This window comes from Nucisporomicrobium flavum, from assembly GCF_016464385.1.
Taxonomy (GTDB): Bacteria; Actinomycetota; Actinomycetes; order Mycobacteriales; family Micromonosporaceae; genus Actinoplanes; species Actinoplanes flavus_A.
The window spans coordinates 467,701-490,116 of sequence record NZ_JADMLH010000002.1 but is presented as its reverse complement, the minus strand read 5'-3'; the positions used below and the strand labels follow the sequence as shown (position 1 = coordinate 490,116).

Below are 22,416 nucleotides of genomic sequence, written 5' to 3'. Positions count from 1 at the left end.
CTCTGCTGCGCGTGGCCACGGTCGCAGCGCTGCTGGCCACGGCCGCGACCCTCACGTGGTCGGACCCGGCGCCCTGCAGGCTGCCGTCCGAAGCGCCGACGCTCCGGCGTCCAGACATTGCCCGGCCAGCGTCGGAGCCCAGCCCTGCGGGTAGGGCGTCTGTCGCGGTCGAGGTGGCCCCCGGGAGCGGCTCCTCACGCGGCATGACGTCCAGCGCCACGGAGCCTCCGATCCCTGTCGGCTCAGCGCCCGAGCCTCTGCCGGCACCTGTGGGCACCGTGGGCGTACCGCTCCGGCTCGCGGAACCGGCGGCGCTGCGCCTCGTACGCGTGGGCGACCGCGTGGATGTCTTCAGAGCCGGCGCGCACCCTCGGCCGATAGCCGCCGCAGCGCTGGTCCTCGCTGTCACCGGCGTGGATGATCCGCTGACGGGAGGGCTTCTCGTGGCGCTCACGCCGGAAGCGGCCAAGGAGACGATCAACCCGGCGCCGGACGGGTACGCAGTCGTGATCCGCCCAGACGGTTGACCGCCGGGGACGCCGGCGAAGCCGGGGCGCGCAAGACTGCGCTGAGCAGCGAACGATTCAGCTGCTCAGCTGCGAGAGCCCCACACCACCGCGGCAAGCAGTGACCAACACCACCGCCGCAAGCAGCGACCGACACCGCCGCAAGCGGGACTCCAGCCACGACGCCGCAAGCGGGGGTGCGCTCATCCCCAGTGGGGAGGGCGGTCCTCCAGGAGGCGGTCGTCGTTCGAGCTTTCGATGCCGCTGTAGCCCCAGCCGCGTTCCGTGTCGTCGCGAGTCTGCTCCGGGAGGAGGGGTGCTTCCTCGGACTCGAGGTCGACGGTGCGCTCCGCGTCGGCGTCGCGGTCAGGATCGTCAAGGATGTCCACGGTATGAGGGTAGGCCGCGTCGCGCGCGCTGTCGGCACCCGAGGGATGTAGCGTCGATGAACGTGAGCGCCCCGACAGGATCCGACGACGACGCGTACTGGCAGCGGCCGGACTCTGCCCCGGAGCAGTTCGGTGCCGACCGTCCCAGCCCGGCTCCCGATGCCAAGCCGGCATACCAGGGACCGCCCCGCCCCGCGCCGGCCTCGCCGTACTGGCGACCGCCGACGGTGTCCCAACCGCCGCCGCCGCGCTCCATGCCGGCTCAGGACATCGACGCTCTCGACGAATCGGAGGGTTCCGCCCGCACCGTGACGTACGGCGTCGGGCTGGTCGCCGGGGCGGTCGCCCTGATCCTCATGTGCCTGCTCTGCGCCCGCGCGATCTTCTGAGCAAGCCCGCGCACCGACGAGCGAACGCGAACACCGACGGTGCGAACGCAAGCACTGACGGGCGAACACGAGCACCGACGGGCGAACACGAGCATCGACGGGCCACCCCCGCACACCGACGGGCCAGGGCCGTCCCAGCCGCCACCCCACACGGCGGCCGGGACGGCGGCTCGTCAGGACGAGGTTCCCCAGACTGCCTGGGCCCCCGAGTCACCGGTCCTGAAGACGTAATAGCCGGAAACCGCCGCCAGCGCCACCATGATCACGGCCAGGAGGATGCCGGCCGGTCGGGGCAGCGGGCGGGCTGATGGACGCAGCGTCAGGAAGACCATGAGGAGGGTCACCGCGGCGAGACCGAGCGTGACGTAGAAGGTCAGCGTGCCGTACCCCATGTGATCGTCGATCTTCTCGAGCGGCGGGCCCGTCATGCCGTTGGCGATCATGCGGTCGCGCAGCTTCTCGCCGGATTCCATGGCCACGAAGGTGGCTACCGGGGCGGCCAGGGCCAGGAGGACGGCAGCCCAGCCGACCTTCGTGCGCCAGCGGGGCACGACCGCGTAGACGATGGCCGCGAGGGCCAGGAGCGGCACGAACACGACCGCCGCGTGGAGCACCAACGCGTGTACGGGCATGCCGTTTATCTGGTCGAACACGGTCACCCTCCTTGAACGTTAAACAATCTTGGGCCAAGCGTAGAGCCACCGGCACCGCTGCCGGTGCCCTCCGAAGCGCGAATGTCCCCTCGTCCGCGCTTACGCGCGTCGAGCCGATCCGGTTCACCGGCGAGACCACCCGCCCGAAGATGCTGCGCCACCGCGGCAATCGGCACCGGTTGAGCCGTCCGGTTCAGCGTGCTGTCATTGTGAGGTGTCGACCGCCGAGCACCTGCTGCGTGATCGGGGCCTGCGTGTGACGCGGCCGCGGGTTGCGGTGCTGGAGGTGCTCACCCGGGGTGGGCACCTCGAGGTTGAGGAAATCACCCGGCAGGTACGGGAGCGGCTCGACTCGGTGTCCACCCAGGGCGTGTACGACGTTCTCGGGGCGCTGTCCCGGGCGGGCTTGGCGCGGCGGATCGAGCCGGCCGGAAGCCCCTCGCGGTTCGAGGCGCGCGTGGGCGACAACCACCATCACCTCGTCTGCCGGAGTTGCGGCGCCATCCAGGATGTCGACTGCGTCGTCGGGGAGCGCCCCTGCCTCGACCCTGCCGCCGGCCACGGCTTCGCGGTCGACGAGGCGGAAGTCACATTCTGGGGGCTCTGCCCCGCCTGCCAGCGCGAGGAACGCGCCGACCGAGCGGCGTAGGAAATTCTGAACCTGTTCAACTTCGCCTTCCGCGTGGCACGCTGGGGGCATGGACAGTGCCGCAGACCTCGGACTTTTCGGCCCCGGCTCGGTCACGTGGAAGGTGCACGAGGAGCCGATCCTGCTGCTCGGCGGTCTCCGCTCGCTCTACCTGCAGGCCCTCCACCCGCGTGCCGTCGCCGGGGTGGCGCAGAACTCGGCGTACCGCGCCGACCCGTGGGGGCGGCTCGCGCGAACCTCCGCCTACGTGGGCACTGTCATCTACGGCAGCACCGCCGAGGTCGAGCGGGCCGCGAGCCGGATCCGGCGGCTGCACGCCCGGATGACCGCGACCGATCCGCGTACGGGCGACAGCTTCCGCATCGACGAGCCCGAGCTGCTGCGGTGGGTGCACGTCGCCGAGGTGGAGTCGTTCCTCACCACGGCACGCCGGGCCGGCCTGGCGCTCACCGATGACGAGGTGGACCGGTACTACACCGAGCAGGTGCGGGCGGCCGAGCTGATGGGGCTTGATCCCGCCACGGTTCCCGCGACGGCCGCCGAGGTGGCGGACTACTACGAGCGCATGCGGCCGCAGCTGAGGATGACCCGCGACGGCGCAGAGACCGCCCTGTTCCTCACGGTGCCGCCGGTGCCGCAGTCGTGGGGCAGCGTGCCGCTGCGCCTCGGCCTGACGCTCGGCCCGACCCGGTGGGCCTACTTCGGGGTCGCCGGGACGGCCGTCGCCCTGCTGCCACCCTGGGCCCGGAAGATGTACGGCGGGCTCGGCTGGCCGACGACCGACGTCTCGGCGGATCTTTCCGTACGCGGCATGCGCCTGCTCATGAAGGCCGCCCTCGCCGCCGCACCGGAGCGGTACCGGTCAGCCCCGATGCGCCGCGAAGCCCTGCACCGAGCCGGCCTGGCCTGACGGCTGGGTGGTGAGCGGGCGTCAAGCCCGTTCGAGGTGCTCGACGGAGGTCCACGGCTCCTTGGGCTGCGCGTCCGCGGCCGCCGGGCACACGCGCCGGAAGTCGCACCAGCCGCACAGCAATCCGGGGTTGGCGGGGAACTCCGCGTCCGGATCAGCCCCCGCAGCCACCGCCTTCTCCGCCGCCATGATGTCCCGCGCCGTGTCCTCCGCGCGCGCGACCTGACGGGCCAGGGACTCCTCCGTGTGCTCGTGGGCCGCCACGGTGCCGGTGGGCAGGTGGTGCAGCTCGACCCGGCGGCACGGGCGGCGGAACACGCGCTGGGCCGCGTACGCGTAAAGGGCCAGGGCCTGGGATCCGCGGGCATCGTCCGCGTCGAGGCCGGAGCGGCCGGTCTTGTAGTCCACGATCACCGCTTCGCCGTCGCGGGCGTCGATGCGGTCGGCGCGGCCGTTGAACGCGAGCACTCCGGTCTTCGTCGCGACCACACGCTCCACACCCAGCGGCTCCTCCTCCGGGTCGAGCCCGGCGACATACGTGTCGAGCCATTCCAGCGCCTTGCGGTACGTGATCCGCTCCTGCTCGACGTCCCGGTAGCCCTCGCGCACCCACGTGGCCTTGAGCAGCGTGGGCAGCGAGGCGGCGCTGCGGCGGGCGGCCGGCAGCGCGTACCAGTTCTTGAGGGCGGTGTGGACGCTCGCGCCGAGCGAGTTGTGCGCCCAGGGCGGCCCCTTGGGCGGGCTGGGCCGGTCCACGTACGTATATCGGTAGCGGCGGGGGCAGTCCACGTATGTGCCCAGCTTGCTGGGGGTGCAGACGAAGAGGCGCTCGGGCATGCCGGCGAACCCCAACTGCTCGGGTACGGCGGCCGATCGCGGCGGTGTCCTGCGCACGGGACAATCCTGCCAGGCCCCTCCGACAGAAACTCCCCGCGACCCGGTCAGGCGGCCGCGTACAGCTTCACGAAAGCGCCGACCGCGTCCGCGATGAGCTGGACCGCGATGGCCGCGAGCAGGAGACCCGCGATCCGGGTGAGGACTTCGATGCCGCCGGGTCGCAGCAGTTTGACGATGCCGCCGGAGAACCGCAGCACCACCCACACCGTCAGCATGACGCCGAGGATCGCGAGCCCGATCACGGTGTAGTCGACCGCGCCGTCCGCCCGCTGGACGAACAGCATCGTCGCCACGATCGCGCCGGGCCCGGCGAGCAGCGGCGTGCCGATCGGGACCAGCGCCACGTTGCTCGTGCCGCCCTGCTCGGACGGCTCGTCGGTCTTGCCCGTGAGCAGCTGCAACGCGACGAGGATGAGCAGCAGACCACCCGCGCCCTGCAGCGCGGGCAGCTGGACGTGCAGATAGTCGAGCAGGGTCTGGCCCGCCACCGCGAACACGACGATGACGCCGAGCGCGAGCAGCACCGCCTGCGTGCCCGCGCGGTGGCGCTGCTTCGCCGGCAGGGTGCCGGTCAGCGCGAGAAAGACGGGCACCATGCCCGGCGGGTCGACGATCACCAGGAGGGTCACGAAGACCTCGCCGAACAACTTCAGATTCACCCCGACAACGTAGGCGCAGCGCCCGGTCACCCGCTCTGAACTGCGAGGACCGTCACCCCAGGACGGGAACTCCGGTGGCGGCGGTCACGATTTTCCGGTACGCGGCGGGGTCGGTCGTGAAGGCGCCCAGCCTGACCGTCTTGTGCGTACCGTGAAAATCCGACGATCCGGTGACGACCAGCCCGAGGTCCTCGGCGAGCGACCGGACATGGGCCCGCTGCTCGGGAGAGTGGTCCTCGTGGTCGGCCTCGAGTCCGAAAAGGCCCGCCGCGGCGAGCTCCACGATGAGCTTGTCGGGCACGATCCGGCCGCGGACGGTCGCGTTCGGATGGGCGAACACCGCCACCCCGCCCGCAGCTCGCACCGCCCGCACGGCCTCGAAGACATCAAGATCCGCTTTGGGTACGAAGTACCGCGCGCCCAGCCATCGGGAGGCGAACGCCTCGCTGGTCGTCCGCACGAGACCGGCCCGGATCAGGGCCTGCGCGATGTGCGGGCGCCCCACCGACCCGCCGGCCGCATAGCCGCTGACCTCGGGCCAGCTGATGTCGACACCGTCTGCGCGGAGCAGCTCGACGATCTTCTCGGCGCGCTGCTCCCGGTCGGCGCGCAGGCGCGCCAGGTCGGCCGCGAGCTGCGGCTCCTCCGGGTCGAACAGGTACGCCAGCAGGTGCAGCGGGATCGCCGGCTCCACCCCGTACCAGCGGCAGGACAGCTCGGCGCCGCGCACCAGAGTCAGCCCCTCCGGTCGCGCGGCCGCGGCGGCGGCCCACCCGCCCGTGGTGTCGTGGTCCGTGATGGCCATGACGTCGAGACCCGCGGCGGCTCCCGCCCGGACCAGCTCCGCCGGGGTCAGCGTGCCGTCACTGGCGGTCGAGTGGCAGTGCAGGTCGATTCTGGTCACTCGGAGACGCTACCGGGTACGCGCACGAATTCCGTTGATGACGTCAGGCGTCGTCGCCCGCGTCACCGTCCTTGCCCAGACGTGCCTCGACGGCCTGCGGCTCGTACATCTCCTCGACGACGCGCAGGTACAGCTCGTTGGGGTTGGGCAGGTGCTTGACCTCACGCAGCGCCTGGTCCTGGCCGGCCGACTCGAGGACGAACGTGCCGTAGCTCAGCATGCGGCCGAGCGCGGACTGCTCGTACTTCATGTCGGTGACCCGCAGCAGCGGCATCATGGCGACCTTGCGGGTGATGATGCCGTTGACGACCATGACCCGCTTGTTGGTCAGGATGAAGCGGTCGAAATACCAGTCCGCGACCTTCCACCCGACCCAGCCCATCACGCCGAGCCAGATCAGGACGGCCGCGGTGACCAGGCCGTCGATGTCCTGCCGGGTCAGGAAGCCGGCGAGGTACCCCAGCAGCAAGGTCGCGCCGACACCGACGAGCAGGGGCGTGGACAGGTGGATCCAGTGCCGCTTCCACTCGCCGCGGTAACGCTCGGTCGGGAAGAGGTAGCGGGAGACCAGTGTGGTCGGCTCGTCCTCGAGCGGCAGGACGCGGCGCGGTCCACCCGGGACACCCCCGCCGTCGCCGCCCAGCCCCTGGAGCTCCTCCTCGGTGAAGACCGGGGGGTCGTACTCACCGGGGTCGCGGTAGCGCTCCTGCTCGCGCGTCTCGTAGTCGTCGGCGTAGCCGGCGCTCGTCGCATACGCGGGTCCGGACGAATACTCAGGACCGTCCGCAGAGGCCGTTCCGCGGGCGTACTCGGGGCCGTTCGCGGCCCGGAACGCCGGATCGTTGTAGCCGAAGGTGTCGTCGTCGTCCTGAGGGCGACGCGCACCCTCCTCATCAGGTTGCCGCGGCTCACCAGGACCCATGCGCCGATGTTAAGCGACGAGTTGGGTGAAGAAGGTTCCGAAACCACGGGCGATGTCGCCGATGGTGTCCCCGAGCGACTCGAAGACCGCCGCGGCCGAGTTCGGGTTGAACGCAATGAAGAAGATCAAGAATGCGATGCCAAGCCAGGTGAGAACCTTCTTGATCATGGCGGGCCTGCTCCTCCGTTGCGGGTACGGTCGACGCCGCAGCAACACTCACGGTATCAGTAAGACTGCGCTCTGTGAACATTGTGCTCGGAAAGCCCAAACCGTCCCCGCAGGTCACCGGGCCTTGATCAGACCCGGCCGTGCAGGTACGGCGACGGCGCTCCGTACACGAGCTCGGGCGGCACCCCGTCGGTCAGGTCGTGCAGCACGACATGCTCGGCCAGGAAGTAACCCGCGCTTGCCGGCCACGCTACCGCATAGAGCCACATTCCTCGGGCTTCACTCACATAGGCGCTTCGGTCTTCCGGGGACTTGACGCACCACAGTGGAGTCGGATGCCCCCCGGCCTTGATCTTCGCGTGCGGTCCACGCCGGCCACCGCCGTCGCCGAGCGCCTCGGCGATCAGGTAGCCGGGGTCGATGCCGGGGATGCCCGCGAAGCGCGTGCCGAGTCCGACGCCCGGCTGCTCCGCGATCAGCACCAGATCCGCGGGACCCCCACCTAGCGGGTCAGGCCCGGTGCAGGACAGGGCGGTCGCGCGTACGCCGGAACGGTCGTCACCCGCCCAGCCGACGCCGGTGACCATCCACCCCGGCGGCAGCGGCCACGGACACCACAGGGGCATGCGCTCGGGGCCCGGGGCCGCCTGGCGCAGCACGCTGTCGAGGATCTCCGGACCGATGTGCTGGGCGACGTGGAACGGATGGACGTCACCACAGTCGTTGCAACGCCAAGCGCTGTGCATCAGGTCCGGAGGACGGACCTGACCAGCACAACGGGGGCAGCTTACGGTGACACCCACCCCCTTAAGGTGCTTGCCCCGGAGGCCCCCGTCAAGCGGATCGGCGGAACCCGAACGGATGGAGAACGGCCGCCACGCTGCACCGGAGCCCCTCGTCAGCCCGGAGGCGGGCCGGCGTGGGCGCGTACCCAGGAATGCATCGCGATGCCGCTCGCCACGCCCGCATTGATCGAGCGCGTGGACCCGTACTGGGCAATGGAGAAGAGCTCGCTGCACGCGGCGCGCGCCGCATCGGACAGCCCGGGCCCCTCCTGGCCGAAGATCAGAACGCACTCACGCGGCAGCGTGACGCTCTCCATCGGCCGCGACCCGGGCAGATTGTCGATCCCGACGACCGGCAGCCCGGACTCCGCGGCCCACGTAGCGAACGCCTCGACGCTCGGATGGTGCCGCACATGCTGGTACCGGTCGGTGACCATGGCGCCGCGACGGTTCCAGCGCCGCAGCCCGACGATGTGCACCTCGGCGGCGAGGAACGCATTGGCGTTGCGGACGACGGTTCCGATGTTGAAGTCGTGCTGCCAGTTCTCGATGGCGACATGGAACGGATGCCGCCGCCGGTCCAGGTCGGCGACTACGGCCTCACGCCGCCAGTACCGGTAACGGTCGACGACATTGCGGCGATCGCCTTGCTCCAGGAGTTCGGGGTCGTAGCGGTCGTCGTCCGGCCAAGGGCCTTCCCACGGGCCGACGCCCACTTCCACCAGCGGCTCACTGTCAGCCGCAACCTCATCGGCCACCATGGCGCAGCACGCTATCCGGATGGCGGTCGGTGGGGCCCGGCGGGCCGGGTGCGGTGATTCCGGCGTGGCGGGGCTGGGCCGGTCGCTGATAGCACGTCGCTGAAGGCGTTGCTGCTGGAGGGGCGGGCGTCCCGGCCGGCAGGAAGTCGGTCCCGCGGTCCCCTCCCGGCCCGAGACGGTCGCCAGGCGCCACGACGCCGGCTCGGGAATCCCGCTCCGACCGGCGGATTCACGGTCTCGGAGCACTCCGGGGAGGAGACGCAATGAGCGGCGGGGCCCTCCCCGGCACCCGCCGCCCACGCTCTGTTGGGGAAGAGTCTGCCTCACCCTGCGTATCCATGTACAGGAAATCCAAAAGTGACACAGCTCACATTTAACTTTGTTACCAGTTTTTGTTATCGGCGACCTTGTCGCTATCGCGGCGCGTCAGGTGCCACGAGCCAGGCCGAGACGGTGCAAAAGGGACGCAGATCTTCTCGTAACAAGTGAGAGCGCTCTCCATACAGTCAGTTACGATGAGTTGCCTCGACGCGTCCGGCTGGATCGCGAATCGTGCCGCAGCCCACGTGTCACCGGCGATGGGCAGGGAATTGACGAGGTGCAGGATCGGTTGAAAGCCACGTAGCCCCAATCCCGTGGACGGAGAGATCATGGCGACCGTTGCGCTGACCACAGAGAATTTCGATGAGGTGACCGGCAAGGACGGCATCGTGCTGGTCGACTTCTGGGCCAGCTGGTGCGGCCCGTGCGTGCGCTTCGCCCCGACGTACGAGCGGTCGTCGGAGAAGCACCCGGAGATCACCTTCGGCAAGGTCGACACCGAGGCTCAGCAGGAGCTCGCCGCGAAGTTCGACATCCGCTCCATCCCGACGATCATGGCAGTGCGGGACGGCGTCATCGTCTTCTCGCAGCCGGGCGCCCTCCCCGAGTCGGCGCTCGAGTCCCTGATCGACCAGGTCGAGAAGCTCGACATGGACGACGTGCGCAAGCAGCTCGCCGCGCACAACCACTGACCACCAGCTCGGCACGGCGCCGCGGACCCTCCGGTCCGCGGCGCTTCTGCATGCCGGGACCCTTTTCGGAGGCTTTGAGGCGACTCGCCGGCCCGACCCGCCCGTTCGAGGGTTCGAGTGGACAGGGTCGTCGTACATGTGTTCGAATCTTCGCCATGCGATGGTCTCACCTGTCGACGCCGGTCGACGACGACTCGCTCCTGGACGCACCGCCAGCGGCCTCACCCCTGCCGCTGGCGGTGCCCGGAGCGACCGTCCGCACGTTCGACACCCCCGGCTTCGCGGGCATGACGTTCTACGAGATCCAGGCCAAGTCGATCATCAACCGGGTGCCCGGGGCCTCCCGCGTGCCGTTCGAGTGGACCATCAATCCTTACCGAGGCTGTTCGCATGCCTGCTCCTACTGCCTCAGCGGCGACACCCCGATCCTGCTGGCCAACGGCTCGACGCGGCCGCTGTCGCAGCTCAAGGTGGGTGACGCGGTGCTCGGCACGATGGGGGCCGGCACCCATCGGCGGTACGTGACGACGACCGTGCTCGACCACTGGTCCACATCGAAGCGGGCATATCGCGTGACGTTGGCGGACGGCACCCGGCTCGTGGCGAGCGGGGACCACCGGTTTCTCACCGACCGCGGCTGGCGGCACGTCAGCCCCGCCGAGCCGCACCTGCCCGCCCTTGCCGTCGGCGACCGGATGTCCGGCGTCGGGCACTTCGCCGACCCGCCCAAGGAGTCGCCGGACTACCAGACGGGCTACATCTGCGGGCTGGTCCGTGGCGACTCCGGCGCCGCCCCGTCGTCCGGCCCGCGTGAGGGCGACGCGTGGATCCGCGCGGACGCGTACCTCGAGGACGTGCCCATGGACCAGGCGCTGCGCTGGCCCGAGATGCCGACCGGCGGCTGGTATCGGGGCTTCCTCGCGGGAGCGTACGGATCGATCGGGTCGGCGGACCGCCTGGCTGTCGTCTTCGCCAGCCGCGACCGTGGCTTCCTGGACCGGGTGACGGAGGCGCTGACGCACCTCGGCCTGCCCAGCCGCCGGCCACCGCACACCCAGCTCGGCGGGTCGCACTCGGTCGAGATCACCCGCGACCTGTGGGCGGCGTTGCGGTTCCGGCACCTGACCGGCGTCAGCGAGGCGCCACTCGACGCCGCCGGCATCGGGGTGCGCAGCGACGCCCAGCTCACCGTCGCGGACATCGAGGACCTGGGCCTCACCCTCCCGCTGTACGACATCACCACCGGCACCGGGGACTTCATCGCCGACGGGGTGGTCAGCCACAACTGCTTCGCCCGCAATACGCACACGTACCTCGACCTGGACGCCGGCCACGACTTCGACTCCAAGGTGGTCGTCAAGGTCAACGCCGGCGAGCTGGTCCGGCGGGAGCTGGCCGCGCCCCGGTGGACCGGCGACCACATCGCCATGGGCACCAACGTGGACGTCTACCAGCGGGCCGAGGGTCGCTACCGGCTGATGCCCCGGATCCTGGCGGCGCTGCGCGACTTCGCCAACCCGTTCTCCATCCTGACCAAGGGCACGTTGATCCTGCGCGACCTGAAGCTGCTCGAACAGGCGGCCTCCGTCACCCGGGTCGGTCTGTCGGTGTCGGTGGGCTTCGTCGACGAGAACACGTGGCGCGCGGTCGAGCCGGGGACGCCGAGCCCGCGCCGCCGGCTGGACGCCGTACGCCGGCTGACCGACGCGGGGTTCGCGGTCAGCGTGCTGATGGCCCCGATCCTGCCGGGCCTGACCGACACGGACGAGTCCATCGACGAGACGGTCGCCGCGATCGCCGCATCCGGCGCGACGAGTGTGACGCCCCTGGCGCTGCATCTGCGGCCCGGCGCGCGCGAGTGGTACGCGGCCTGGCTGACGCGCGAACACCCGGCGCTCGCGCCTCGGTATCGGGAGCTGTACCGCGGCGGTTCCTACCTGCCGCAGTCTTTCCAGAACGAGATCACTGCACGGGTGCGGCTGGCGGCGAGGCGGCACGGGCTGCATCGGGCCCGGCCGGATGAGGCTCGGAGCGTGCCCGCGGCCCAGACCGTCGACGAGCCGGTCTCCCAGCAGTTGACGCTGCTGTGACGGCGCGGCGGTCCCCTGCTGCGCTGCTTCAACGTCGTTTCCGGTGAGGGGCGACCAGCCGTGACTAGAGTCGGGGGATGAGGAGTGCTCAGCAGATCCTGGCCGAAGCGAACGTCATCGCCGTCGTCGGCGCTTCTCGTGATCCCTTCAAGCCGGCGCACTCCGTACCGCTGCAGATGCTCCGGCACGGCTGGAAGATCATCCCGGTCAACCCGTTCGTGGACGAGGTGTTCGGGGTGAAGACGGTACCCACGCTGGCCGACCTGCCCGAGCCGGTCGACCTCGTCGACATCTTCCGGCCCGCCGCCGACGCCGTGGAGATCGTGCGCCAGGCCGCGGCCATCAACGCGCCGGCAGTCTGGCTGCAGACCGGCATCGTCTCGACGGAAGCGCGCCGCATCGCGACCGAGGCGGGCATGGACTACGTCGAGGACCGCTGCCTGGCTGTGGAGCGAGCCGTCGGCAACCTCACAAAGCTGACCTGACCGGTTCCCGCGCGGGGCTTGCGGCGGTCCGCCGGGCGGGGGTTGGAGCGGGCCCCAGGGCAGGGCTTTGCGGTGGTTCCCCGGGCAGGGCTTGCGTCGCGCCCCGGGGCGGGGCTTGCGACGCGCCCCGGGGTGGGGCTTGCGACGCGCCCCGGGGTGGGGCTTGCGACGCGCCCCGGGGGGCAGGGCTTGCGGCGGCGCTTGCGGCGGGCGCTTGATGCGGGTTGCCAGCTGTGCCGGCCCCGGCCGGGCGGCGTCGCTGGTGGCGGTGGGCGGCCGGATGCTGGCGACGGTGGCGCACGCGGCGGTCGGGTTGCCGGCACGTGGGTCGCATCCGGCGTGCCGCAGTTCGATGCATCGTCATGACGCGGCTCGCTGGGTCGGCGTCATGGGTGGTTCCTTGGGCGGATCGAGGCGTGACGTGGGACGGAAGGGGTCAGACACGCAGGCGCGGGTGCCCCGATCGTCGCTCCGGCTAGTACGGTGCCGGGTGAACTAGGAGGACCTTGAATGACTTACCCGCCGCCCGGTGGCACGCCGGACCCATATCAGCCCCAGCAGCCCTACGGGCAGCAGCCGTCCTACGACCCCAACTCGCCGTACTCGCAGGACCCGTACGCGAGCCCGGCCAGCGGCGCGCCGTCGAGCGGGCAGCCGTACGGGCAGCAGTCGCCGTACGGTGCTCCGTCGAGCGGGCAGCCGTACGGACAGCAGCAGTACGGGCAGCCCGGCTACGGTCAGCCGTACGCGCAGCCCTACGCGCAGATGCCCGCGCCGACCAACACCATGGCGATCCTCAGCCTGGTGTTCGCCTTCGTGTTCGCGCCCGCCGGCATCGTGATGGGGCACGTGGCGAAGAAGCAGATCCGCAGCACCGGTGAGTCCGGTGAAGGGCTGGCGACGGCGGGGCTCTGGCTCAGCTACATCATCACCAGCGTGTACCTGCTGATCTGCGCGTTCTACATCGTGGTCGTGATCTTCGCGATCGGGTCGAGCAGCACGTCGACGTACTGACGCGGGAACGCCCGGCGGACCACGGTGCGCCGGGCCTCACCCGACCCGCCCGAAGCCGGCGCATGGTGGTGAAGCGCTCGGGTCCCGCGCCGCGGACGGAGCTACGGTGTCGACCCCGCGGCCCGGACGGGCGGTGCTTCGCCCTGCGCCGCCGATGGGGGGTGCTGAGCCTGATCCCGGCGGGGCCGGGATCAGCGGAATTCGGCCTCGCGGACGCTGTTGCCGCCGTCCACCACCAGCATCTGGCCCGTGATGTACGAGGCCGCCGGCGAGCACAGGAACGCGATCGCCGCCGCCACCTCGTCGGGGGTGCCGGGGCGGCCGATCGGCGTGCCGAGGCCCTGCTTGATCTCCGTGACCGTGGACGCCGCCGTGTAGATGGTGCCCGGTGCCACGCAGTTGACGTTGATGCCGTCCGCCACGAGCTCCATGGCCAGCGCGCGGGTCAGGCCGACCACGCCCGCCTTCGCGGCCGCGTACGCCGCTTCGGTCGGGAGGGCGTTGATCGGGCCGGCGGTCGCGGCGAGGTTGACGATGCGGCCCCAGCCCTGTTCCGACATGCCGCCCACGAACGCTCGGCTGCACAGGAACGCGGTGCTCAGGTTGCGGTCGATCTCCGCGCGCCATTCGTCGTACGTCAGCTGGGCGACCGGGCGGAGGACCTCCGGGCTGGTGCGGCTCGCCAGGCCCGCGTTGTTGACCAGGACCTCGACGTCGCCGAGCTGGTCGGCGATGGCGTCCGCGAGGGCGCCGACCTCCGCCTCGTCGGTGAGGTCCGCGACGAAACCGGTCACGCCCAGCTCCGTCGCCCGTTCGTGGATGCGACGGGTGGTGGACACGATCGCCACCCGGGCGCCGAGGTCACGCAGGCGGCGCGCCGTCGCGTACCCGATGCCGTCCGGGCTGCCCGCGCCCGTCACCAGGGCGACCTTGCCATCCAGGCGCAGCGTCACGGGGGCCTCCTCCGCTTCCGTGCCGGGGTCCTCGAACGACGACGCGGCCGGCTCGGAGTCGGCGGCGGAGGTGGCGGACCGGGGCCGGCGCCCGGCCGCGGGACGCGTCGCGTCCCGCCTCGACCGGCTGCCACTCGCGGAACGGGCGTCGAAGACCATGCGGCGATCCTGCCCGCTCCCGCGCACCGGGGCAAACATCACCCCGCCCGTGGCGTACCCCGGAAACGTCGGCGAATCCGCGCAGCGAGCCCCCGGCCACGAAGCGCTACCGGCGCCGGGACGCCGCTGAGCGTGGACCGCGGCCGGTCGCGGTGAGCCACCACGTGGTCGGACGCCACCGGTCGCGGTGAGGCTGAGGGTCGGCTGACGAGCCTGATGACACGGGCTTCTATTCTCGGATGGCGACCCGGGAACCGAGTTCCCCGGGTGGCGACGCGAGGCGGAACGGCCCCGGATCGCGGGGCCGACGGCGGGACCGCGCCCGGGTGGCGACGCGACGGCCGGATGCCTCGGGTGGCGACGCGCGGGCTGGACGGAGGCATCACGTGACCTACCCACCGACGTCCGGGCCGGACGGCACCTACCCGCCGCCGCCGGACCCGCCCGTGCAGCCGTACCAGCCGCCTGATCTGCAGCCGCACCCTTCCTATCCGCCGGCTCACGACCCTTACGCGGCTCAGGCGCCCGCTCCGGCTCCTGCTCCGTACGCTCCGCCGCCGGTCCCGTACGCCGCGCCGCAGCAGCCGTACGACTACGGGTACGCCGGCAGTCCGTACGGATATCAGGCGGGACCGCGCCCCACCGAAGGGCTCGCGATCGCCTCGCTGGTCGTCTCCTGCGCCTCGATCGCGGGTTTGTGCGGCTGGGGTATCGGCGGCCTGCTCGGGGTGCTCGGGGCGATCTTCGGGCACGTCGCGCGCCGGCGGATCCGGCGGTCGGGGGCGAACGGGGCCGGGATGGCGCTGGCCGGCATCATCATCGGCTGGATCGTGACGGGGGTCGCGCTGATCCTCGGGGTGGTGCTGGTGATCGCCATCGTCTCGGACAATTCGACCAACACGTTCTGACCGGATCGGTCCGAGCAGCCGGAGCGGCCGGGAAGGCGGGCCACCGGGAAGTGGGCCGTGAAATCAAGCCGGGAAGGCGGCCGTTCAGCCGCCCTGCTGCGGGGCGGCCGGGAAGCCGGGGCTGGTCAGCGGGGTCACCGGCCCCTCCTCGACGAAGATCAGCGGAGCCCGGCGGCCGTAGTGGCGGGGCAGCTCGTGGCGGGCGCGGGACACGTCCTGGGTGCCGATCTCCACTCCCGCGCCGTCGTGCCGGGCCGCGATCGTGGAGATGCGGATGCCTCGGGCGCGCCAGGCGTCGAGGTCGGTGCGGACGCGGTCATGCCACGCGGCGAGGTCCCGCAGGCTGTACGGCGCATCGCGAACGAAGATGCACGTGTCCTCGGCCGTCTGGCGGATGAAGTCGTCGAACGCGGCGGACGGTACGCGGTACACGATGGCGCGTACCCGCTCCTGGTCGACCTCGAGGCCCGCGTAGCTGACGGCGTGGTCCGTGCGCCCGCCCGCGTCGATGCGGTTCATGGCAGCCGTCAGGGCGGCCGGCGTCACCGGCATCGTGTGGCCGCCCACGGTCACGGTCTCGGGCGTACGCGTGAACTCGCAGCCCGCCGTGGTCCAGCCGCCGATGATGCCAGGCTGGGGCGGCTCCGGGGGCTCACAGGCCGCGGTCATGAGCACCGCCCCGAGCAGCAGCCCTCCGACCAGACATGGACAGCGGTGCATCGCATCCCCCCTCTCTACCGCGCGGGGCGGCAGTTCGCCAGGGTTCAACGAGGTTCGTCCACCCCGCGACGCCCTACGCGCCGCGAGGCCTGCAGTAAAGCTGGAAGGCGGGAAGCGGAAGCCGGAAGTCAGGCCCGCTCCGGATCGGCAGCCTCGGCCAACGACGCCGTCGCCGCCCGGCCATTACGCCGACGGGCGCCGCCCAGGATCACCACCGCGACCCCCACCACCAGCACAGCCAGCCCTGGCAGAGCCTCGGCGCGCGGCACCTGCCCCAGCCATGCCCAGGCCAGCAGCGCCGCCCCCGGCACCTCCAGGAGGATCAGCACGCTGACCGTCGTGGCCGACACGTGGTGCAGCGCGTAGTTGAACATCGAGTGACCGAGCAACTGGGCCCCCACCACGAGAGCCAGGATCGCCGCCCAGGTACGGCCGTCGTAGCCGGTGAGGCGCACGCCGCCGATCAGACACACCACCAGCAGCACCGCCGCGCAGGTCCCGTAGCAGCTCCAGGTGTACGTCGTCGTGCTGAGCCGCCGGCGGGCCCGTTCCCCGAACGCGGTGTAGACGGCCGCGGCCATCGCGCCGATGAGGGCGAGCACGTCGGCGAGGACGGCCTGGGCCGACACCCCGATGTCCACGCCCGTGGCCCAGGCGACGCCCGCGACCGCCAGCACGATGCCGATCCAGGCGGTGCGGGACGGGGCTGCGCTGCGGCCGCCCACGGCGACGGCGATCAGGCCCTGCCACACCGGCTGGGTCGCGACGAGGGCCGTGGCGGTCGCCACCGAGCCGAGCTGGACGCTGGGCATCCAGGTGGAGAAGTGCAGGGCCAGCGCCAGGCCCGCGAGGACGCAGTACATGCCGTCGGCGCTGAGCAGCGTACGGACCTCGGCGCGGCGCGGCCCGGCGCTGATCGGGGTGAGCGCAGCGAAGGCCAGGCTGTTCCGCCAGAACGCGATGGCCAGGGCCGGAGCGGCCGCGAAGGCGATGAGCGGGGCCGACGAGGACACCGCGAGGACCGCCACGGTCAGCGCCGCGATGGTGAGCAATGCGGGTGTTGAGCGCGTATTCATCCCTCGGCGTCGCTTTCCGCAGATCGGCACGTCACAGTTTGTCGACCACGTTTGAGCGGAAAGTGATGCTGTCGTTACGCTCACCGCCGGAACTCATCGGTCAATTCCCCTGGAGAGTGATTTCTAGATGCCCGCGTACCAAGCGGTGCTGTTCGACTTCTTCGGCACGCTCACCCGGTCCGTCAAGCGCGGGCCGCAGCACGCCGAGATCGCTCGGGCCCTGGGGTGTGACCCGGATGCCGTGCTGAGCGTGCTGGACCGCACCTTCCAGGTCCGGGCCCGGGGCCAGTTCGGCTCCGCGGAGGCCACCCTACGGTGGGTCACCGAGCAGGCCGGAGGCAGCCCGCGACCTGCGCAACTGCGGGCCGCCGTACCCGCCCGGGTCGATGCGCTGCGCGCCGACACCGAGCTGCGTGCGGACGCGGAGAGCGTTCTCACCGCCGTCAAGAGCCGGGGTCTGCGGACGGCGCTGATCAGCGACTGCACCCATGAGCTGCCGGCCTTCCTGCCGAGCATGCCGATCGCGCCGCTGCTCGACGTCACCGTGTTCTCGGTGGAGGTGGGCCGGTGCAAGCCGGACCCGCTGATCTACCTGGAGGCGTGCTGGCGGCTGCGGGTCGCTCCCGAGGACTGCCTGTACGTGGGCGACGGCGGCAGCCGCGAGCTCACCGGCGCGGCCGCGGTGGGCATGACGCCGGTCCGGCTCGCCGCCCCCGACCTCGCCGACCACCTCGTCTTCAACCGCGACGACGACTTCGCCGGGCTGAGCGTGCCGTCCCTGTCCGCGGTCGTCGACCTGCTGGACCGCGTACCGGCGTTGAATTGAGCGGGCACCGGCCGGCTGACAGGATGGGCCGGTGACGACGGAGCTCGTGGCCGAGGCCATCAAGAAGGCCGCCATCGCGTGGATCAGCGTCGACGGCGGTCCCGCGCGCGGGCTGTGGGTGATGCCGCTCGACGGTTCGCTCGTCGTGGTGAGCGGCCCCGGCGAACAGGCGGCGCCCGGGCTGGCCGAGGCGCACTCCGCGCAGGTGCGGCTCCGCGGGGACACCGGCGGGCTCATCGTGATCGCCGACGCGCAGGTGGAGCGGCTCACCCCGGGCAGCGAGGCCTGGGCGGAGATCGCACCCCAGCTGGCCGGCAAGCGCCTGAACGCCGCCGGCACCACCGAGGAGGTCGTCGCGCGGTGGGCGGAGACCGGCTGCGCAGTCGTCCGCCTCACCCCGGGCGGATCAGCGCCGGTCGCCGCACCGGACCTGCCTCAGGGCTCCGGCGCGGCCGCGCCACGGGAGACCCCGGCGAGGGTTCCGGTCCGTCGTCCGTTCCGCCTTCATCGCGTACGCAAGAAGCGCGGCTAAGGCCTGCTGCAGGCCGTCATGATCGGCAGGACAGGCCTTGGTCATCCCACGAAGGGCGGCACGGCGATCTCGCCCCTCGCCACCGGGACCACGTGGCCGGACACGGTCGCCGACGTGGCCGCACCGCCCGACGCGGTCACCGTGCACTCGAGCAGCGACGGCCGGTGCATCTCCAGCCCCTGGTGCACCGTGTACGCCGAGGTCTCGTCGCCGGGCAGCCACCCGTTCGCCACCAGCCACACGCCCAGCCCCAGCGCCGCCGACCCGGTGGCCGGGTCCTCGGGCACCGCGACACCCGGGCAGAAGACGCGCGCCCAGGCCGTACGCGTGTCGGCGTCCCAGGCGAACACGCTGATCTGGGAAACGCCCACCTTCGCCGCCCGTGCCGCGTCCGCCCACGCGCGGTCCAGGGCGCGCCGCTGCACCGGCAGATAGGCGAACTCCAAGCCGCACCCGGCCGTCGACGGGGTGGCCGGCCCGCCCGCGTAGTCGTCCGCCGCGAGGCCGGTCAGCTCCAGCAGGGCCGCCGGCTCCAGCGGGGCACCGAGCGTGGGCGTACCGCCGGTCAGCGTCGCCGACCCCGCGTCCGTGACCTCGACGGGCAGCAGCCCCGCCCCGCACTCCTGCACGAGCCGGCCGTACGCCGCCAGTCCCCGGCGTACCGACGTCACCGCCGCGCCGACGCTCGGGTGACCGGCGAACGGCAGCTCCGTCTCCGGGGTGAAAATCCTCGCCCGGTAGGTGGCCTCGATGTCGGTCGGCGGCAGCACGAACACCGTCTCCGAGAGGTTGAACTCGCGGGCCAGCACCTGCATCTGGTCCCCCGCGAGGGCTTCGGCACCGAAGATCACCGCGAGCGGGTTGCCGGCGAACGGCCGGTCGGTGAACACGTCCACGATCTCGTACGCCACGGTAGACATGAGCCGACGCTAACCCAGGGCGCAGGCCCTAGGCTGGTGCCGTGACCATGGGGACGAGGGTTTATCTGGCGCGGCTCGCCGCTCTGCCGGTGTTCGACCCCAACGGCGACCGGGTGGGGCGGGTGCGTGACGCCGTCGTGCGGCTGCGGACGACCAACCGGCCGCCGCAGGTCGTCGGGCTGGTGGCCGAGATGGCGCTGCGGCGGCGCATCTTCCTGCCGATCGGGCGGGTCACCTCGATGGACGCCGAAGCGGTCGTGCTCAGCACCGGCACGCTGAACCTGCGCCGGTTCGAGAAGCGTCCCAACGAGCTGCTCGTGCTGGAGGACCTGCTCGACCGCCGGGTCACCATCGAGCCCGAGGACCGCAGCGGGCCCGGGCAGGCCGGCACGGTCGTCGACCTCGGCATGGACCTCAACCGGAACAACGAGTGGCTGATCACCAGGGTCGCCGTCCGCGAGCACACCGGCCGCCTCACCCGGCGCGGGCACACGTACCAGGTCGAGTACGACCGGGTCAGCGGGCTGGTCGGGCCCACCGACACCCAGGGCAGCGCCAACCTGGTGGCGCTGCTGGAGCAGATGCGGCCCGCCGACATGGCGAACGCCCTGCAGGACCTGTCGGACGCGCGCCGCAACGAGGTGGCGGCGGCGCTGAGCGACCGTACGCTCGCCGACGTGCTGGAGGAGCTGCCCGAGCACGACCAGGTGGAGATCCTCGTCCGGCTGGACCGGGAACGGGCCGCGGACGTGCTCGAGCGGATGGACCCGGACGACGCCGCCGACCTCCTCGCCGAGCTGCCCAAGGCGGAGCAGACGATCCTGCTCGACCTGATGGAACCCGAGGAGGCCGCCCCGGTCCGGCAGCTGATGGACTACACGCCCGGAACGGCCGGGTCGGTGATGACCTCAGAGCCGGTGATCCTGACCCCCGACGCCACGGTCGCCGAGGCCCTGGCCCGCATCCGCGAGCCCGAGCTCTCCCCGGTCGTCGCCGCGCAGGTGTTCGTGGCCCGGGCGCCGTCCGCGACGCCCAGCGGCAAGTACCTCGGCATGGTGCACTTCCAGCGGCTCCTGCGCGAGCCGCCCTCGTCGATCCTGGGCGGGCTCATCGAGACCGACATCCACCCGCTGCAGCCCGAGACGAACCTCACAGAGATCACCCGGCGGATGGCGACGTACGACATGGTGGCGATGCCGGTGGTGGACAACTCGTTCCGGCTGGTCGGGGCGGTCACCGTCGACGACGTCCTGGACCACGCGCTGCCCCGCGACTGGCGTGACCGCGACGTCCAGGACGTCGAGCCCGCCGGCCTCCTGCCCGGGGTCGAGCGATGACGGACCTGCGCAGCAAGCGGGTCGAGCGGCTCGACCAGCCCGTCGAGCCCGGCCGGGTCCGGCTGCCCCGCTTCGACCCCGAGGCGTTCGGCCAGTGGTCGGAGAACATCGCCCGCTACATGGGTACGGCGAAGTTCATCGTCTACATGACCGTGGTCATCACGGCGTGGTTCGCGTGGAACACCCTGGCCCCCGCCGACCTGCGCTTCGACCCGTACACGTTCACGTTCCTGACGTTGATCCTGTCTCTGCAGGCCTCGTACGCCGCTCCGCTGATCCTGCTCGCGCAGAACCGGCAGACCGACCGCGACCGCCTCGCCATGGAGGAGGACCGCCGGCGGGCCGCCATGCAGAAGGCGGACACGGAGTATCTGGCCCGCGAGATCGCCTCGCTGCGCATCGCTCTCGGCGAGGTGGCGACGCGCGACTTCCTGCGCTCGGAGCTGAGCCGGCTGGCCGACGAACTGGACGAGGCGGCACACCGGCGGCAGAAGCGGGAACGCAAGGAGTGGGAAGAAGAGCACTCCTGACACAGACGTAAGCTTGTCGACATGTCAGCACCCGCCCCCGCCATCGAGGAAGCCGTCCAGGCGGCCCTCGCCACGGTCGACGACCCCGAGATCCGCCGGCCGATCACCGAGCTCGGCATGGTCAAGGGTTTCACCGTCGCCGGCAGCAAGATCACCGTCGAGCTGCTCCTGACGGTCGCCGGCTGTCCGCTGCGGGACAAGCTGACCACCGACATCACCGCCGCGGTGACGAAGATCCCCGGCATCGACACGGTGGACATCGACTTCGGCGTGATGACCGAGGAGCAGCGCAAGGCCCTGCAGGCCACGCTGCGCGGCGGCAGCCAGAGCGCCGAGCCGGTCATCCCGTTCGCGCAGCCCGGCTCCAAGACCCGGGTGTACGCGGTGGCCAGCGGCAAGGGCGGCGTCGGCAAGTCCAGCGTCACGGTGAACCTGGCCGCAGCCCTCGCCCAGCGCGGCCTGTCGGTCGGCGTGATCGACGCGGACATCTACGGCCACTCGGTGCCCCGCATGCTCGGCGTCGACGGCCGGCCCACCCGCGTCGAAGACATGATCATGCCGCCGCAGTCGCACGGCGTGAAGGTCATCTCGATCGGCATGTTCACCGCGGGCAACGCGGCCGTCGTCTGGCGTGGCCCCATGCTGCACCGCGCGCTGCAGCAGTTCCTCGCCGACGTCTTCTGGGGCGACCTCGACGTGCTGCTTCTCGACCTGCCCCCGGGCACCGGCGACGTGGCGATCTCCCTGGCCCAGCTCCTGCCGAACGCCGAGATCCTGGTCGTCACCACCCCGCAGGCCGCGGCCGCCGAGGTGGCCGAGCGGGCCGGCGCGATCGCCATGCAGACCCACCAGCGTCTCATCGGCGTCGTCGAGAACATGTCCTGGCTCGAGCTTCCGGACGGCACCCGCATGGAGGTCTTCGGCGCCGGCGGCGGCCAGACCGTCGCTGACTCCCTGACCAAGACGGTGGGTGCCTCGGTTCCGCTCCTGGGCCAGATCCCCCTCGACACCCGCGTACGCGAAGCCGGCGACGCGGGCACCCCGATCGTCCTGGCCGACCCCTCCGCCCCGGCCGCGGCAGCTCTCTCCGCCGTCGCCGACCGCCTCGCCGTCCGTCGCGAGTCGCTCGTCGGCAAGCCTCTGGGTTTGATGGTCAACGCTCGGCGTTGAGTTGCGCTGGGGGCGTTTTGGGCGGGGATCGCCTCACTCCGGGCGGTCAGGCTTGATCCCTGCGTGAGGCGATCCCCGCCCCCGAAGCCGT

General features: G+C 71.5%; 27 protein-coding genes. 14 read left to right on the top strand and 13 right to left on the bottom strand.

Translation table 11 applies throughout. The features are described from left to right. Positions 1-278: 278 nt before the first annotated feature. Positions 279-527, top strand: a complete 249-nt coding sequence (locus IT780_RS41640) for a hypothetical protein (RefSeq protein WP_233412270.1) — start codon at positions 279-281, stop codon at positions 525-527. 182 nt (positions 528-709) lie between these two features. Here the strand turns inward: IT780_RS41640 and IT780_RS06515 are convergent, their stop codons facing one another. After that, positions 710-895 carry a hypothetical protein gene (locus IT780_RS06515; RefSeq protein ID WP_199510476.1) on the bottom strand — a complete coding sequence of 62 codons (186 nt, stop codon included), beginning with the start codon at positions 893-895 and terminating at the stop codon, positions 710-712. 56 nt (positions 896-951) lie between these two features. Between IT780_RS06515 and IT780_RS06510 the strand changes: the two genes are divergently transcribed. Beyond that, positions 952-1,284 (top strand): translation initiation factor 2, encoded by a 333-nt coding sequence (locus IT780_RS06510; protein WP_199510475.1) that lies wholly within the window; start codon positions 952-954, stop codon positions 1,282-1,284. A 173-nt stretch (positions 1,285-1,457) separates the two neighbouring features. On the opposite strand, the gene IT780_RS06505 is transcribed toward IT780_RS06510, so the two are convergent. Beyond that, positions 1,458-1,943 (bottom strand): DUF2231 domain-containing protein, encoded by a 486-nt coding sequence (locus IT780_RS06505; protein ID WP_307831070.1) that lies wholly within the window; start codon positions 1,941-1,943, stop codon positions 1,458-1,460. A 208-nt stretch (positions 1,944-2,151) separates the two neighbouring features. Here IT780_RS06505 and IT780_RS06500 point away from each other — a divergent pair, with 208 nt between their 5' ends. Together IT780_RS06500 and IT780_RS06495 are read left to right on the top strand one after the other, a co-directional pair. Then, positions 2,152-2,586 carry a Fur family transcriptional regulator gene (locus IT780_RS06500; RefSeq protein WP_199510474.1) on the top strand — a complete coding sequence of 145 codons (435 nt, stop codon included), beginning with the start codon at positions 2,152-2,154 and terminating at the stop codon, positions 2,584-2,586. Positions 2,587-2,635: 49 nt separating this feature from the next. Then, positions 2,636-3,496: an oxygenase MpaB family protein gene (locus IT780_RS06495; RefSeq protein ID WP_199510473.1), complete on the top strand. Its 861-nt coding sequence runs from the start codon at positions 2,636-2,638 to the stop codon at positions 3,494-3,496. A 21-nt stretch (positions 3,497-3,517) separates the two neighbouring features. Here IT780_RS06495 and IT780_RS06490 read toward each other — a convergent pair whose 3' ends face one another. The 7 genes from IT780_RS06490 to IT780_RS06460 form a co-directional block, all read right to left on the bottom strand. Continuing rightward, positions 3,518-4,333, bottom strand: coding sequence for a RecB family exonuclease (locus IT780_RS06490; protein WP_199510803.1), 816 nt, complete (start codon positions 4,331-4,333; stop codon positions 3,518-3,520). A gap of 104 nt (positions 4,334-4,437) precedes the next feature. Next, positions 4,438-5,052 (bottom strand): MarC family protein, encoded by a 615-nt coding sequence (locus tag IT780_RS06485; protein ID WP_199510472.1) that lies wholly within the window; start codon positions 5,050-5,052, stop codon positions 4,438-4,440. Between the two features lie 52 nt (positions 5,053-5,104). Next, a complete protein-coding gene (locus IT780_RS06480; protein ID WP_199510471.1) occupies positions 5,105-5,956 on the bottom strand; it encodes a PHP domain-containing protein in 852 nt (283 codons plus the stop codon). Positions 5,957-5,999: 43 nt separating this feature from the next. Continuing rightward, positions 6,000-6,878 carry a PH domain-containing protein gene (locus IT780_RS06475; protein ID WP_199510470.1) on the bottom strand — a complete coding sequence of 293 codons (879 nt, stop codon included), beginning with the start codon at positions 6,876-6,878 and terminating at the stop codon, positions 6,000-6,002. 9 nt (positions 6,879-6,887) lie between these two features. Further along, positions 6,888-7,046, bottom strand: a complete 159-nt coding sequence (locus IT780_RS06470; RefSeq protein WP_199510469.1) for a hypothetical protein — start codon at positions 7,044-7,046, stop codon at positions 6,888-6,890. 128 nt (positions 7,047-7,174) lie between these two features. Then, on the bottom strand, positions 7,175-7,849 hold the full coding sequence (locus IT780_RS06465; protein ID WP_307831069.1) for a DUF6758 family protein: 675 nt from the start codon (positions 7,847-7,849) through the stop codon (positions 7,175-7,177). Between the two features lie 95 nt (positions 7,850-7,944). Continuing rightward, positions 7,945-8,592, bottom strand: coding sequence for a TrmH family RNA methyltransferase (locus tag IT780_RS06460; RefSeq protein ID WP_199510467.1), 648 nt, complete (start codon positions 8,590-8,592; stop codon positions 7,945-7,947). Between the two features lie 650 nt (positions 8,593-9,242). Between IT780_RS06460 and trxA the strand changes: the two genes are divergently transcribed. From trxA to IT780_RS42575, 4 genes are all read left to right on the top strand, one after another. Further along, complete coding sequence (gene trxA / locus IT780_RS06455) at positions 9,243-9,605, top strand: thioredoxin (protein ID WP_199510466.1); 363 nt, start codon at positions 9,243-9,245, stop codon at positions 9,603-9,605. Positions 9,606-9,655: 50 nt separating this feature from the next. Next, positions 9,656-11,695 carry an intein-containing Rv2578c family radical SAM protein gene (locus IT780_RS06450; protein ID WP_307831068.1) on the top strand — a complete coding sequence of 680 codons (2,040 nt, stop codon included), beginning with the start codon at positions 9,656-9,658 and terminating at the stop codon, positions 11,693-11,695. Between the two features lie 77 nt (positions 11,696-11,772). After that, a complete protein-coding gene (locus IT780_RS06445) occupies positions 11,773-12,180 on the top strand; it encodes a CoA-binding protein (RefSeq protein WP_199510464.1) in 408 nt (135 codons plus the stop codon). A 510-nt stretch (positions 12,181-12,690) separates the two neighbouring features. Then, positions 12,691-13,194, top strand: a complete 504-nt coding sequence (locus IT780_RS42575; RefSeq protein ID WP_199510463.1) for a DUF4190 domain-containing protein — start codon at positions 12,691-12,693, stop codon at positions 13,192-13,194. Between the two features lie 191 nt (positions 13,195-13,385). Here IT780_RS42575 and IT780_RS06435 read toward each other — a convergent pair whose 3' ends face one another. Further along, complete coding sequence (locus IT780_RS06435) at positions 13,386-14,306, bottom strand: SDR family NAD(P)-dependent oxidoreductase (protein WP_199510462.1); 921 nt, start codon at positions 14,304-14,306, stop codon at positions 13,386-13,388. A gap of 386 nt (positions 14,307-14,692) precedes the next feature. Between IT780_RS06435 and IT780_RS06430 the strand changes: the two genes are divergently transcribed. Further along, complete coding sequence (locus IT780_RS06430; RefSeq protein ID WP_199510461.1) at positions 14,693-15,214, top strand: DUF4190 domain-containing protein; 522 nt, start codon at positions 14,693-14,695, stop codon at positions 15,212-15,214. 84 nt (positions 15,215-15,298) lie between these two features. On the opposite strand, the gene IT780_RS06425 is transcribed toward IT780_RS06430, so the two are convergent. Both IT780_RS06425 and IT780_RS06420 read right to left on the bottom strand, forming a co-directional pair. Continuing rightward, positions 15,299-15,934: a hypothetical protein gene (locus tag IT780_RS06425; RefSeq protein ID WP_199510460.1), complete on the bottom strand. Its 636-nt coding sequence runs from the start codon at positions 15,932-15,934 to the stop codon at positions 15,299-15,301. A 128-nt stretch (positions 15,935-16,062) separates the two neighbouring features. Beyond that, positions 16,063-17,010: a DMT family transporter gene (locus IT780_RS06420; RefSeq protein ID WP_199510459.1), complete on the bottom strand. Its 948-nt coding sequence runs from the start codon at positions 17,008-17,010 to the stop codon at positions 16,063-16,065. 127 nt (positions 17,011-17,137) lie between these two features. Between IT780_RS06420 and IT780_RS06415 the strand changes: the two genes are divergently transcribed. Continuing rightward, positions 17,138-17,836, top strand: a complete 699-nt coding sequence (locus IT780_RS06415) for an HAD family hydrolase (protein WP_199510458.1) — start codon at positions 17,138-17,140, stop codon at positions 17,834-17,836. A 31-nt stretch (positions 17,837-17,867) separates the two neighbouring features. Next, entirely contained in the window at positions 17,868-18,368 is a 501-nt protein-coding gene (locus IT780_RS06410; protein WP_199510457.1) for a hypothetical protein, read from the top strand. A 41-nt stretch (positions 18,369-18,409) separates the two neighbouring features. Here IT780_RS06410 and IT780_RS06405 read toward each other — a convergent pair whose 3' ends face one another. After that, positions 18,410-19,288: a PhzF family phenazine biosynthesis protein gene (locus tag IT780_RS06405; RefSeq protein WP_199510456.1), complete on the bottom strand. Its 879-nt coding sequence runs from the start codon at positions 19,286-19,288 to the stop codon at positions 18,410-18,412. Between the two features lie 41 nt (positions 19,289-19,329). Between IT780_RS06405 and IT780_RS06400 the strand changes: the two genes are divergently transcribed. From IT780_RS06400 to IT780_RS06390, 3 genes are read left to right on the top strand one after another with little or no spacing between them, the layout of a single operon-like run. Then, the gene (locus IT780_RS06400; RefSeq protein WP_199510455.1) at positions 19,330-20,625 is read left to right on the top strand and encodes a magnesium transporter MgtE N-terminal domain-containing protein; all 1,296 of its coding nucleotides are present in this window, start codon (positions 19,330-19,332) and stop codon (positions 20,623-20,625) included. Then, a complete protein-coding gene (locus IT780_RS06395) occupies positions 20,622-21,155 on the top strand; it encodes a DUF1003 domain-containing protein (RefSeq protein ID WP_199510454.1) in 534 nt (177 codons plus the stop codon). Before IT780_RS06400 ends, IT780_RS06395 begins: the two co-directional genes overlap by 4 nt. 21 nt (positions 21,156-21,176) lie before the next feature. Continuing rightward, positions 21,177-22,325 (top strand): Mrp/NBP35 family ATP-binding protein, encoded by a 1,149-nt coding sequence (locus tag IT780_RS06390; protein WP_199510453.1) that lies wholly within the window; start codon positions 21,177-21,179, stop codon positions 22,323-22,325. The last annotated feature ends 91 nt before the right edge of the window (positions 22,326-22,416 follow it).